The following is a 13,390-nucleotide window of genomic DNA, read 5'->3' on the forward strand; positions in this document are numbered from 1 at the left end:
AATCGGGTTTTTACGGGCAGTTTGATTTCTCGCCTAACCTCTTTGCTTCAACCGAATTTTGAGGCGAGAGTCTTACTGCCCGTTAAAACGGGATAAAGTGAAGCTTTAATCAATCAGCACAAATGAAAATAAACAAAAAGGCTGTCGTAAATTCCGACAGCCTATAACGAACAACTTCCGCCTTCTTTTAGTACGAGTAACTCTACTGCTAATTTTTCGCATTTTTCAAGTGCAGGTACTTCTTCAAAAGACATAAAGTATATATGTTGAATCTTCTTTGCGATGTATTTCGGATCATCAAACACACTTACGACGTTTACAACATCGCTCGCTTCTGTTTCATAAAACTCCGGTCCCATTTGAAACGGATCCCAATTTTTCACAACCTCAATCATTTTGTCATATGCACCCATCTGCTTCCCGCCTTTTCACTTTTTAATGCTTTTCTTTATCGTATCACATCAGCTATTCTATAAGAAGAGTGAGAATTTTCATAACTTAACAGTTTGACAGAAGAAAGGAGCAAACATATGCAACTATTTCATAAAACGGTAAATCGTCGCGGAACGCATAGTACAAAATGGGATACATATAAAAATGAAGAGCTCATCCACGCTTGGATTGCCGATATGGATTTTGAAGTACCAAAACCAATTCAAACTGCATTACAAAAACGCACAGAACATCCTATTTTCGGTTATACACTTCCTCCTGAAAATATTGGGGATATCATTTGTAATTGGACGAAAAGCCAATACAATTGGGAAATACAAAAAGAATGGATTGTATTTAGCGCAGGTATCGTTCCAGCTCTTAGTACGAGCATACAAGCTATAACGAAAGAAGGAGAAGCCGTACTCGTACAACCTCCTATTTATCCACCATTTTTTGAAATGGTCAAAACAAATAATAGACAATTATGTGAGAGTCCCTTATTTAAACAAAATGGCATATATAAGATAGACTTCGAGCATCTAGAAACTCAATTTAAACAAGGTGTAAAACTAATGCTTCTTTGCAGCCCTCACAATCCTATCGGGCGCGTTTGGACGAAAGAGGAGCTAACAAAACTCGGTGCGTTATGTACGCAATATAATGTAACCGTTGTCGCGGATGAAATTCACGCCGATATTATTTATAGAGGCCATACTCATACACCGTTTGCTTCTTTATCTGAAGAATTAGCAGCACGCACTATTACTTGTATGGCTCCGAGCAAAACATTTAATATCGCTGGATTACAAGCATCGATCATTATTATTCCGAATGAAAATCTCCGTAATGCCTTTATGTCTATCCAATATAGACAAGGATTCCACGGATTAAATACATTTGCTTATACAGCAATGCAAAGTGCCTATACAGAATGTAATGATTGGCTAAATGAAATTCGATTGTATGTTGAAGATAACGCTCAATTTGCTTGTAAGTATATTCAAAATCACATACCAGCTCTTTCTGTAATTAAACCAGAAGGTAGTTTTTTACTGTGGATTGATTGTTCCCACTTGGATCTTTCTCAAGATGAACGAACAGCATTGCTTGAAGAGAAAGGTAAAATCATCATTGAGCCCGGTGAGAAATACGGAACAGGCGGGGAAGCCCATATCCGAATTAACATTGGCTGTCCTAGATCTGTTTTAGAAGAGATTTTAAACAGACTACACCATACATTCTCATAATAAAAAAGGAGGCTATCCCAAAATGATATTGGGATAGCCTCCTTTTTTCGGTAAATCGATATAATTCCACTTACTATCATGCGGTTTTACAACAAAAGCTATCATTCACGGTAGCTTCTATTTTTTCTTCAGATCCGACGCTTTTTTTACGATAACACCGCAAGCAATTCGGCCACCAGATTTACCAGTTGGTTGCGTCATACCATCATCAGCGTTTTCTGTAATAATAATAGACGCTCCATCTTTTCTATGAATCGTCGTTTTTCCTTCTTCAAGCGTTATATGCGGAGCATCGATTTCTGCTTTAATCTTTCCAGAACCATCCGCCACTACATTCGGTAAATCACCATTTTCCGCACCTTTCGGATTCAAGAGCCCATGTTTTTTATTATCTGGATTAAAATGATTCCCAGATGATTCGAAACTAGGCGCTTTACATTCTCCGATTTCGTGTACATGTATACCGTGTGGTCCTGGTGTAAAGCCTTCCGCTTTAATCGTAATTTTCACTCCACTTGTTTGCTGAGCTACTTTTGCAGTCCCAACTTCATCACCTGAAGCATTATGTAATTTCACATCAATTTCTTTCGGCTTCCCTTGGTCACAACCCACCATTAGAAATAATAAACAACAACTGAAAAAAAGCCGTCTTTTCATTCAATTCCCTCCAAAATGCTTTCTGCCCTTAGATTGTCCGAGCATAGAGGGAAACATACAAAAATGAATTACCGTTTCTTTTCAGCTAAAAGCTTTTCTTCTACTTTCTGTAATCGCTCTGCTTCTCGTTTTGATACACGAATAAACATACGCCACGTAGCGACCGCACCGATGATAAATAGAACGCAAACAATACCTGGAATAATATACTCCGTTTTATCTTCAGGAAAATATAAAGGCATCATATGAAACACTCCTTATCGGGAAATTTATAGTAAGAATAAACATCGGAATTTTCTGTTTTATCATCTTAAATTATAATTGAAGCCTGTCATATTCTCAAGGGGGCGTTCCGAAAGCGAATGATTTCTTTGACTCCTTCGCGCACTTTCCTTACTATAAACTTGAGGTGAAAAATATGAGAGAAACATTTGAAATTGGTGAAATCGTTACTGGTATTTATAAAACTGGAAAATACATCGGCGAAATTACAAATAGCCGTCCTGGCAGTTACATCGTAAAAGTACTAGCTGTTTTAAAACATCCAGTGCAAGGTGATTTACATAATGTAAAACAAGCTGACGTACCATTCTTCCATGAAAGACGTGCTTTAGCTTTTCGTGAACAGACGAACATTCCAGAGCAAATGGTGAAGAAATATGAAGGAGAAATTCCGGATTATACAGAGTCACTAAAATTAGCATTAGAAACTCAAATGAATTCATTTTCTGAAGATGATTCACCTTTTGCGGGGCGTAGTCTAGAAACACTTCAGCAATTGAAGCAAGATTACAAACTTTAAAAAACAAAACGACCAAATTACATATTTTGCAATTTGGTCGTTACTGTGTACTCACTTTCTTTAACACTTTCGAAAAATCAACAAGTTCCCCTAATGTCGGAGGTGCTGGTTTGACTAAATACTCTTTATCTTTTTCTACTAACTTAAAAATATTATATGTCGTCATCGCATCATCAAGCGCACAATGATGCTTTCCTGTTCCTGCTTTTCCATACGCCTCAATTGCTTTCCACAGCCCTGTTTGATTTCTCTCTCCAAAAAACTTCTTATACTCAAGCGATAAATCACGACACTGTCCAAAGAATGGAAATTCTACTCCTGCCATTTCACAGTTATGCTTTAAGACTTTCATATCCATATTTCCCCACGTTACAATTGTCGGTTTACCAATCTTTTCATATTCTGCAAGTTTCTCAACAAGTTCATGAAAAGAAATTCCTTTGTCCACTACTTCCTGTTTAATTCCTAAAAATTTTTTACATCGATCCGTTAAAGACGGAAATGTTTTCGGTCTAATATGCGATGAATACGTATCTTCCACCTTACAACCAACAACTGAAACGAGTCCGACCTCAATAATTTCTGGGAAAAAACCTTTTGGCTTTTTTCTATGCTGGGGCATCGTAAACTCAAAGTCTAAAAACAAAAATCGTTGTTCATCCATACGATCCCTTCCTTATCATATTTGTCATTCCTTTCTATTTGACACTCCTACACGAACAAGCTCGAATGCTGATTCGATTTTAAATATTCAGATTGGATGTATCTTATATATATGTCAGATGCCCACAAATATTTTTAAAAATAAGAAAAAATGACCTATGCAGAAAATATGACAAAATAAACCCTTTCATTTACATCCGCTATTTTTCTACTTTATAATGACGTTATGTGTGTTTCATCTAGTTAATTTTTTGACACACTAAGAAAAGTGAATGAAAGGAGATGAGAGTTTTGCACGAAACAACGCAAGAGCTCGCAAACTGGCAGTATTATTTCGCTATCGCAGTCTTTTTAATTACATATGCCATTATTATTTCTGAAAAAATTAACCGTGCTGTCATCGCACTTCTTGGTGCAGCATTCATGGTAATTGCAGGGGTCGTTGACTTACACAATGCCTTTACGAAACATATTGAATGGGGAACAATTACATTACTCATCGGTATGATGATACTGGTAAACATTACAAGTAAGTCAGGTGTCTTCCAATACGTTGCCATTAAAGCCGCAAAAGGAGCACAAGGAAATCCAATTAAAATTTTAATTTCACTTTCCTTACTTACCGCGCTTGGCTCCGCATTTTTAGATAACGTTACAACAGTACTTCTTGTTGTTCCAGTTACTTTATCTATTACGCGCATCTTGCAAGTAAATCCTGTTCCATATTTACTTTCTGAAATTATTTTTTCAAATATCGGAGGAACAGCAACATTAATTGGTGATCCGCCAAATATTATGATTGGTTCTGCAAATAAGCATTTAGATTTCAATGCTTTCTTATTCAACTTAGCACCTATCGTAATTATCATTATTGCTGTTACGGCAACAATGCTTTACTTCATGTACCGTAAGCAATTAATTGCTGATCCTGTACAAATTAAAAAGTTAATGAGCTTAGATGAAAAACAATACATTAAAGACCCAGTATTAATGAAGAAATCTTTAACAGTACTTGGCCTTACTATTGTAGGCTTCATGACTCATTCTATTTTCCATATTGATGCAGCAATTATCGCCTTAACTGGCGCTACTGTACTTATGCTAATCGGTGTGAAAGAGCATGAAATTGAAGAGGTATTCGCAAGTGTAGAGTGGGTAACAATCTTCTTCTTCGCGGGACTATTCGTACTCGTTGGAGGACTTATCGATATCGGGCTTATCAAAATGTTAGCTCAAAAAGTAATTGGAATAACAGGCGGAGATATTTCTCAGGCATCTATCCTTATTCTATGGGTATCTGGTATCGCCTCTGCAACAATCGATAACATTCCATTCGTTGCAACAATGATTCCACTTATTAACGATATGGCAGTTGGGCTAGGTTTATCACCTTCTGACGCACAAGTCGACGTACTATGGTGGGCATTAGCATTAGGTGCTTGCTTAGGTGGAAACGGAACATTAATCGGGGCTTCTGCTAACGTAATCGTAGCTGGTATCGCAAGTCGTGAAGGACATAAATTCAGCTACATGGAATTCCTTAAAGTCGGCTTCCCAATTATGATCGTTTCATTAATCATTTCTCATATTTACATTTACTTACGCTATCTTATGTAGTAGAAAAAAGCGCCCTGCTCAGCAGGGCGCTTTCGTTCTTTTTTCAGCATATCCGAATTATTATAGAACCAAATATATCGACCGCAGGGCAACTTTGATACGCCTACTCGTTATACCTAACCGGCTCATTCCGAATAATGAACAAATGAATCGGCAAGAAAACCGAAAATGTGATTGTATGAATGATCGTAAATAGTATGGAATTCGTTCCGTATCTATCCAAAATAGCATAGATAAGATAAATAGACAGTACAAGTGATACAGCTGTTGCTAATATATATAGAATTGGTACGAAATTAAAGATGAAGCATCCAACATATATGCCAAATACTTTCCACCCTGCTTCTTCTTTCAAGAAATCTGGTAATTTATCTTTCGCTAAATCACCCCATATCTTACTATTTATAAACGGAATAAAAGCAAGAACACCATCAGTTGCACCATCATTTTTCGCCATCGTATAAAGTGCAAAAGCCGTTAACAAATACGAAATAATTGCCCAAATTATTATAACAAGCATAAACGCAAAACTAAGAGCAAAGAAACCTGCTAGTACGCCTTGATCTTCCATCTTATCCTCTCCTCTCTCTTCTCAACATATTTCATTACAGTGCAAGTTATGTTTTAAAATTTAACCAAACTCTTTGTATAATAAGAAGAGAAAGATAATGAGAGAGGAGCACATACCTATGCATCCATTTGTAAAGGCATTACAAGAGCATTTTACAGCTCATCAAAATCCCGAAAAAGCAGAACCGATGGCACGTTATATGAAAAATCACTTCCCGTTTCTCGGTATTCAAACTCCTGAGAGAAGACAGTTATTGAAAGACGTCATTCAAATACATACTCTCCCAGATAAAAAGGACTTCCAAATTATCGTGCGTGAACTTTGGGACCTACCAGAACGTGAATTTCAAGCTGCCGCACTCGATATCATGCAAAAATATAAAAAACACATAAACGAAACTCACATCCCATTTTTAGAAGAACTTATTGTCACAAAATCTTGGTGGGATTCTGTTGATAGCATCGTCCCTACATTTTTAGGTGCTATCTTTTTAAAACATCCAGAATTAATTTCTGCATATATTCCAAAGTGGATTGCATCAGAAAACATATGGTTACAACGTGCCGCTATTTTATTCCAGCTGAAATATAAACAAAAAATGGATGAAGAACTCCTTTTCTGGATTATCGGACAACTACATTCCTCAAAAGAATTTTTCATTCAAAAAGCAATCGGCTGGGTCCTTCGCGAATATGCAAAAACAAAACCAGATGTGGTATGGGAATACGTTCAAAACAACGAACTCGCTCCATTAAGTAAACGCGAAGCAATTAAGCACATTAAGCAAAATTACGGAATAAATAACGAAAAAATAGGCGAAACTCTATCCTAGATGGGCACGTTCCTCTATTGAGATTTAAAAAAGAACGTGTTAAAATATGTTCATTATTATTAATATAAGTAGCGATGACGGACTTATAAGTACTTGCATAAAAAGCGATTCAGGGATAGTGAAAGCCTGAAGCTGCGAGGAAACGGCAGTCTCGAGCAATACGTGATAAAGTGGATGCACATTTTGTGTATCAACTAGGGTGGAACCGCGGGCAAACGCTCGTCCCTAGGCGATTAAGCCTTGGGATGAGCGTTTTTTTATGTTTTTTAAAGCATATATTGCTCGTTTCCAAAGTACCCATCACGTCATCGCAAATACGTTAACTTTCAAAAGGAGGATTTTATTATGTATTCAATGGAACAAGTTGTAAACTTAGCGAAACATCGCGGTTTCGTTTTCCCTGGTTCTGAAATTTACGGTGGTCTTGCAAACACATGGGATTACGGTCCACTTGGAATCGAATTAAAAAATAACATCAAAAAAGCTTGGTGGAAAAAATTCATTCAAGAATCTCCACACAACGTTGGTTTAGATGCTGCTATTTTAATGAACCCAAAAACTTGGATCGCTTCTGGTCACGTTGGTAACTTTAATGATCCAATGATCGACTGTAAAAAATGTAAAGCTCGTCACCGTGCTGACAAATTAATTGAAGATGCATTAGACGCAAAAGGTATCGAAATGGTCGTTGACGGTCTTACTTTCGACCAAATGGCTGACTTAATGAAAGAACATGAAGTAAAATGCCCAGATTGCGGTAGCCAAGAATTCACGGAAATCCGTCAGTTCAACTTAATGTTCAAAACATTCCAAGGTGTTACAGAGTCTAGCACAAACGAAATCTTCCTTCGTCCTGAAACAGCACAAGGTATTTTCGTAAACTTTAAAAACGTACAACGCTCTATGCGTAAGAAACTTCCATTTGGTATCGGCCAAATCGGTAAAAGTTTCCGTAACGAAATCACACCTGGTAACTTCACATTCCGTACACGTGAATTCGAACAAATGGAACTTGAATTCTTCTGTAAGCCTGGTGAAGATTTAGAGTGGTTCGCATTCTGGCGTGAAACTTGTAAAAACTGGTTACTTTCACTTGGTATGACTGAAGAAAGCATGCGTCTTCGTGACCACGGTGAAGACGAATTATCTCATTACAGTAACGCAACAACTGATATTGAATTCAGATTCCCATTCGGTTGGGGCGAACTATGGGGCGTTGCATCTCGTACAGACTTCGATTTAAAACGTCATATGGAACACTCTAACGAAGACTTTAACTATATCGATCCACAAACGAATGAGCGTTATGTGCCTTACTGCATCGAACCATCTCTAGGTGCAGACCGTGTAACATTAGCATTCTTATGTGATGCATATGAAGAAGAGCAATTAGAAAACGATTCTCGTACAGTTCTTCGTTTCCACCCTGCTTTAGCACCATATAAAGCAGCTATCTTACCATTATCTAAAAAGCTATCTGAAGGTGCTACTGAAGTATTCGCAGAACTAGCTAAAGACTTCATGGTAGACTTTGATGAAACTGGTTCTATCGGCAAACGTTACCGTCGTCAAGACGAAATCGGTACTCCATTCTGTATCACATACGACTTCGACTCTGTTGAAGACAAAGCTGTTACAGTACGTGACCGTGACACAATGGAACAAGTTCGTATGCCAATTAGCGAACTAAAAGGTTTCTTAGAGAAAAAAATCCAGTTCTAATTATAAAAAAGAGGCGCTCTATTGAGCCGCCTCTTTTTACTTTTCACGTTTTTCTTTAATTGCTACTGTACATCTTGATATACATAGTAACTCATCATTTTCATCAATGATGCGAATATCCCAAACCATCGTTGAATGACCTCTATGTATCGGTGTTCCAATCGCTGTTACAATTCCATCTTTCTTTGAACGAATATGATTTGCATTAATTTCTAATCCGAAACAAATACATTTTTCTTGATCAATTAAATTGTATGAGCCAACGCTTGCCACAGTTTCTGCTAATGCAACAGATGCACCACCGTGTAAAAATCCAAACGGCTGATGCGTGCGTTCATCAACAGGCATTGTAGCAACTACTTTATCCTCTGTCATTTCTAACAACTCAATTCCAAGCGAATCCATTAAAGTTTTTGACATATCGTTTCAACCTCTCCCACTTTAGATCAAATGTATAATTTTACCTGTTTAATTTCAAACTACCTATAACACTTATATAAGGAGGTTTCACCTAAATGAAACAGAAATTTTGTATACTATTGCTTATGTTCTCCTTGCTGACTATTGTACCAAATTGTGCAATAGCAGCCAAAGCATCTAACCTGACAATCAATGTTAAGACTGTAACGCAAAAAGGTAAGAAACCTTATATAGAATATCAAATTAATAGGCCTTCCTTTCACAACTTTTCTGATTCGAAATTTCAAAATAAGCTGAATTCCTATTACAAAAACTCTACTACTAAATTTAAAAGTAAATTAGAAAAAGAAGCGAAGAAATATTATGAGGAAACAGAAGGATCTAGCACACCTTTTCATCCATACGTTGCAAATGTTGACTATAAAGTAGCTTTAAACAAACCACCTTTCCTCAGCCTATATGTGAATTACTATCAATATACAGGCGGAGCGCACGGACTGTATACGTGGAAGGCAAATACATTTGATTTAAATGAAAAAAAATTATTACACTTAGACGATTTATTTCAACAAGAGGATAAATATAAAGAAATAATTCGTACAGAAATTGTAAGACAAATTAAACAAAATGAAAGCATTTATTTTCCTGATGCAGTCGAAAAAGTAACGAGCACTAAAAAGTTTCACTACTTTTTAGAACCGGATAATCTTGTGATTTATTTCCCTTTATATGAAATTGCTCCTTATTCAAGCGGAATTCCGCAGTTTCGTATTCCATACACATTGCTTAGAGACTATTTAAAGCCTTCTTATCAAAATATTTTGATTGACAACAAGTAAATATTTTCGCTACGATATTGTTAACCTAAACACAACTGGAGGTTAACATTATGAAGAAGCTTCATGTTTTAGATTTAGCATTAGCTGCCATGTTCGTCGCTCTTATGGCTATTGGTGCAAATATTGTATCGTGGGCACCATTCTTACAAATAGCGGGCGTTCCATTATCTATGCAACCATTTTTCGCAATTTTAGCAGGTCTTCTTCTTGGAAGTAGACTTGGGGCATTATCAATGACTGTTTACATGCTTGTTGGAGTAGCCGGCGCACCAATCTTCGCTAACTTCAAAGCTGGATTCGGGGCACTTTTAGATCCTACTGGTGGTTTTATTATCGCATTTATTATCGTTGCTTACGTATCAGGAAAACTAGTAGAACAAAAAGAACGACCAACATTCAGTACATTTGCTATCGCTTCTTTCACAGGAATCATTTTAACTTATATTATCGGTACTACTTATATGTACGGGGCAGTCAATATTTTCATGGGTGGTAATATGAGTTATAAAGCTGCCTGGATGATTATGATGTGGTTCGCAGTAAAGGATATCGCGTTTACAATTATCGGCGCTATTATCGCACCTCGCATATACTATGCTGTACGTCGTTCCGCTTATCAGCATTCTCATTCGACGATTTCATAATAAACAAGGAGCTGTTCCTATAGGAACAGCTCCTTGTTTATTATATTAAGACTCTTGCTTCATTTGCTCGTCTAAAACTTTCTTCATCATTACTAGCATATCATCACGTAATTCTGGGTGCTGCAATGCCATTTCAATTGTCGTTTGAACGAATCCTAATTTTTCACCAACGTCATAACGCTTTCCTTCAAAATCATATGCAAATACACGTTGAATTTCATTTAAGCTTTGAATTGCATCCGTTAACTGAATTTCGCCACCCGCTCCAACTTGTTGCTGTTCCAAGAACATAAAGATTTCAGGAGTTAAAATGTAACGTCCCATAATCGCTAAGTTTGAAGGCGCAGTACCTTGCGCTGGTTTTTCAACGAATTTACGAACTTGGTAACGACGTCCCTCTTGCTCTAACGGATCGATAATTCCGTAGCGATGTGTTTCTGCTTCAGGAACAGTTTGTACACCAATAACAGAAGAAAGTGTTTTGTCATACTCGTCCATTAATTGACGTAAACATGGTTTTTCAGCTTGAACGATATCATCGCCTAATAATACTGCAAACGGCTCATCACCAATGAATTTACGTGCGCACCAAACAGCATGTCCTAATCCTTTTGGTTCTTTTTGTCGAATGTAGTGGATATCTACCATTTTAGAAGAAGCTTGTACTTTTTCAAGTAACTCATACTTTTTCTTCTCTAATAAGTTTTGCTCTAATTCAAATGCGTTATCAAAATGATCTTCGATAGAGCGCTTTCCTTTACCAGTAACGATAATAATATCTTCGATGCCTGATTTTACTGCTTCTTCTACGATGTATTGAATTGTTGGTTTATCTACAATTGGAAGCATTTCTTTTGGCATTGCTTTCGTTGCTGGTAAAAAGCGTGTTCCCAATCCCGCTGCCGGGATAATTGCTTTTCTCACTTTTTTCATGACAAATACCCTCGCTTTTCATTCTAATTCTCTTAGTAAAGTGTTAATTTCTAACACTCGCTCGTAATAATCCTCTACATCAAACAAAACTACAAGAAAAGAGGAGGCCGTTCTCCGTTCTCCTCTTTTCCTATCAGTAGCATTCTATTCTATTATAAACGATTCATAATATCTTCTTTAATAGTAAGTAACTTTTGTTCACTATTTTGTAAGGAATCATCTTGTACACCAAAGTAGAATTTAATTTTCGGCTCTGTTCCAGATGGACGTAAGCAGAACCAAGAACCATCTTCTAATTGATATTTTAACACATTTGATTTCGGTAAGTGAATCTCTTCCTTATTTCCATCTTGTAACGTTGTAATGATGCTTTCTTTATAATCCTCAACTGCAGCAACTGTTAAACCAGCTACTTCTTTCGGAGGATTCCCGCGGAATGTTGCCATCATCTTTTGAATCTGTTCGGCACCATCTTTTCCTTTTAACGTTAACGATACAAGGTCTTCACGGAAGAAACCGTACTTCTTAAATACTTCTAACAGACCATCGTATAACGTTTTACCTTGTGATTTGTAGTATGCAGCTACTTCACATGCAAATAGGACGGATTGAACTGCATCTTTATCACGGCAGAATGGACGGATTAAATAACCGTAGCTTTCCTCATAACCGAATTGGAATTCATATTGTCCGCTTTCTTCATACTGTTTAATTTTTTCACCGATAAATTTAAATCCAGTTAACGTATCAACTGTATCTAAACCGTATGCTTTTGCGATTGTACGGCCAATTTCAGACGTTACGATTGTTTTTAAAACAACACCGTTTTCTGGAAGCGTTCCGTTTTCCTTCTTTTGTGATAATAAGTAATCAAGCATTAACGCACCTGTTTGGTTACCAGTTAACACTTGGAACTCACCATCGTGATTGCGAACCGCTATACCTAGACGGTCTGCATCAGGATCTGTTGCGATTAGCACGTCTGCGCCTACTTTTTCACCGTCGCGAATTGCATACTCAAACGCTGCATGCTCTTCTGGGTTTGGTGATTTTACTGTAGAGAAGTTTGGATCTGGTAACTCTTGCTCTTTTACAACAGTTACATCTGTAAATCCAACTTCTTCTAAACCACGGCGTACCGAAATATTTGATGTTCCATGCAATGGTGTAAAGACGATTTTTAAATCTTTTCCTACTTCTTTCACCATCTCTTTATTAATAATGACATTGTTCAATTCTGCTGCATAAGCATCATCTACTTCTTGTCCAATTATATGTAATAAACCGTCAGCTTTTAATTGCTCAACATCAGCAACTTCAACTGTTAATTCATTCTCTACTGCATTTACGTAGCTAATTAACTCATCAGCTTCTTTTGGAGGCAACTGGCCACCATCTTCACCATATACTTTATAACCGTTATATTCGGGCGGATTATGGCTTGCCGTAAGAACGATTCCACTTGCTGTATGTAAATGACGAACTGCGAAAGAAAGCACTGGTGTTGGACGTAAGCTTTCAAATACATATGTTGTAATACCGTGTGCACCAAGAGTAGCTGCTACTTCCATTGCGAATTCAGGTGATTTATGACGAGAATCATACGCGACAACAACACCGCGTTTTTTCGCTTCTTCACCTAAGTTTTCAATAAACATAGCTAATCCTTTTGTTGCTTTACGAACTGTATATACATTTAAACGGTTCGTACCAGCACCAAGTTCACCACGCATACCACCTGTGCCGAACTCTAGATTTTTATAAAAGCTATCCTCGATTTTCTTCTCATCTTGCTTCATGTTTTCTAGCTGTTCTTTTAATTCTGCGTCTAATTCTGCATATGAAAGCCAGCGACTAAATTCTTGTTTCCAATTCATACTTCCATCTCCTCTCGCCTGTCGTACCTTCATTATATGAAAAAAACAACCTGAATCTCAATATTTTTTAAAATCTAGCAGGATTTTACTATAAATATTTGTATACACTATGGTTAAATACTCCACCAAAG

15 protein-coding genes are annotated in these 13,390 nt (G+C 37.1%); 7 read left to right on the plus strand and 8 right to left on the minus strand.

Annotated elements, in window-relative coordinates; all coding sequences use genetic code 11:
- Nucleotides 1-161: 161 nt before the first annotated feature.
- Nucleotides 162-413, minus strand: a complete 252-nt coding sequence (locus JFU23_RS12530) for a YugE family protein (RefSeq protein ID WP_002015854.1) — start codon at nucleotides 411-413, stop codon at nucleotides 162-164.
- 117 nt (nucleotides 414-530) lie between these two features.
- On the opposite strand from JFU23_RS12530, the gene JFU23_RS12535 reads away from it, so the two are divergent.
- Entirely contained in the window at nucleotides 531-1,682 is a 1,152-nt protein-coding gene (locus JFU23_RS12535; protein ID WP_201032005.1) for a MalY/PatB family protein, read from the plus strand.
- A gap of 117 nt (nucleotides 1,683-1,799) precedes the next feature.
- Here the strand turns inward: JFU23_RS12535 and JFU23_RS12540 are convergent, their stop codons facing one another.
- Both JFU23_RS12540 and JFU23_RS12545 read right to left on the minus strand, forming a co-directional pair.
- A complete protein-coding gene (locus tag JFU23_RS12540; protein ID WP_201032006.1) occupies nucleotides 1,800-2,339 on the minus strand; it encodes a superoxide dismutase family protein in 540 nt (179 codons plus the stop codon).
- Nucleotides 2,340-2,407: 68 nt separating this feature from the next.
- On the minus strand, nucleotides 2,408-2,584 hold the full coding sequence (locus JFU23_RS12545; RefSeq protein WP_000982764.1) for a hypothetical protein: 177 nt from the start codon (nucleotides 2,582-2,584) through the stop codon (nucleotides 2,408-2,410).
- Nucleotides 2,585-2,757: 173 nt separating this feature from the next.
- On the opposite strand from JFU23_RS12545, the gene kapB reads away from it, so the two are divergent.
- Complete coding sequence (gene kapB / locus JFU23_RS12550) at nucleotides 2,758-3,141, plus strand: kinase-associated lipoprotein KapB (RefSeq protein WP_201032007.1); 384 nt, start codon at nucleotides 2,758-2,760, stop codon at nucleotides 3,139-3,141.
- 40 nt (nucleotides 3,142-3,181) lie between these two features.
- Here the strand turns inward: kapB and kapD are convergent, their stop codons facing one another.
- Entirely contained in the window at nucleotides 3,182-3,805 is a 624-nt protein-coding gene (gene kapD / locus JFU23_RS12555) for a 3'-5' exonuclease KapD (protein ID WP_063218136.1), read from the minus strand.
- 290 nt (nucleotides 3,806-4,095) lie between these two features.
- On the opposite strand from kapD, the gene JFU23_RS12560 reads away from it, so the two are divergent.
- Nucleotides 4,096-5,421: an ArsB/NhaD family transporter gene (locus JFU23_RS12560; RefSeq protein ID WP_078185140.1), complete on the plus strand. Its 1,326-nt coding sequence runs from the start codon at nucleotides 4,096-4,098 to the stop codon at nucleotides 5,419-5,421.
- Nucleotides 5,422-5,524: 103 nt separating this feature from the next.
- Here JFU23_RS12560 and JFU23_RS12565 read toward each other — a convergent pair whose 3' ends face one another.
- Complete coding sequence (locus tag JFU23_RS12565) at nucleotides 5,525-5,992, minus strand: hypothetical protein (RefSeq protein WP_002034556.1); 468 nt, start codon at nucleotides 5,990-5,992, stop codon at nucleotides 5,525-5,527.
- A 118-nt stretch (nucleotides 5,993-6,110) separates the two neighbouring features.
- Between JFU23_RS12565 and JFU23_RS12570 the strand changes: the two genes are divergently transcribed.
- Together JFU23_RS12570 and JFU23_RS12575 are read left to right on the plus strand one after the other, a co-directional pair.
- Nucleotides 6,111-6,824: a DNA alkylation repair protein gene (locus JFU23_RS12570; RefSeq protein ID WP_002067938.1), complete on the plus strand. Its 714-nt coding sequence runs from the start codon at nucleotides 6,111-6,113 to the stop codon at nucleotides 6,822-6,824.
- Nucleotides 6,825-7,169: 345 nt separating this feature from the next.
- The gene (locus JFU23_RS12575) at nucleotides 7,170-8,546 is read left to right on the plus strand and encodes a glycine--tRNA ligase (RefSeq protein ID WP_201032008.1); all 1,377 of its coding nucleotides are present in this window, start codon (nucleotides 7,170-7,172) and stop codon (nucleotides 8,544-8,546) included.
- A 36-nt stretch (nucleotides 8,547-8,582) separates the two neighbouring features.
- Here JFU23_RS12575 and JFU23_RS12580 read toward each other — a convergent pair whose 3' ends face one another.
- Nucleotides 8,583-8,966 (minus strand): hotdog fold thioesterase, encoded by a 384-nt coding sequence (locus tag JFU23_RS12580; protein ID WP_201032009.1) that lies wholly within the window; start codon nucleotides 8,964-8,966, stop codon nucleotides 8,583-8,585.
- Between the two features lie 95 nt (nucleotides 8,967-9,061).
- On the opposite strand from JFU23_RS12580, the gene JFU23_RS12585 reads away from it, so the two are divergent.
- Both JFU23_RS12585 and JFU23_RS12590 read left to right on the plus strand, forming a co-directional pair.
- Nucleotides 9,062-9,805 (plus strand): DUF3298 and DUF4163 domain-containing protein, encoded by a 744-nt coding sequence (locus JFU23_RS12585; RefSeq protein WP_002089296.1) that lies wholly within the window; start codon nucleotides 9,062-9,064, stop codon nucleotides 9,803-9,805.
- A 50-nt stretch (nucleotides 9,806-9,855) separates the two neighbouring features.
- Entirely contained in the window at nucleotides 9,856-10,449 is a 594-nt protein-coding gene (locus tag JFU23_RS12590; protein WP_201032010.1) for a biotin transporter BioY, read from the plus strand.
- Nucleotides 10,450-10,494: 45 nt separating this feature from the next.
- Here JFU23_RS12590 and galU read toward each other — a convergent pair whose 3' ends face one another.
- On the minus strand, nucleotides 10,495-11,382 hold the full coding sequence (galU, locus tag JFU23_RS12595) for a UTP--glucose-1-phosphate uridylyltransferase GalU (protein WP_002015869.1): 888 nt from the start codon (nucleotides 11,380-11,382) through the stop codon (nucleotides 10,495-10,497).
- A 152-nt stretch (nucleotides 11,383-11,534) separates the two neighbouring features.
- Complete coding sequence (locus JFU23_RS12600; RefSeq protein ID WP_085312689.1) at nucleotides 11,535-13,259, minus strand: phospho-sugar mutase; 1,725 nt, start codon at nucleotides 13,257-13,259, stop codon at nucleotides 11,535-11,537.
- Nucleotides 13,260-13,390: the final 131 nt, after the last annotated feature.

It is taken from the genome of Bacillus sp. TH50 (assembly GCF_016650565.1).
Classification (GTDB): Bacteria; Bacillota; Bacilli; order Bacillales; family Bacillaceae_G; genus Bacillus_A; species Bacillus_A mycoides.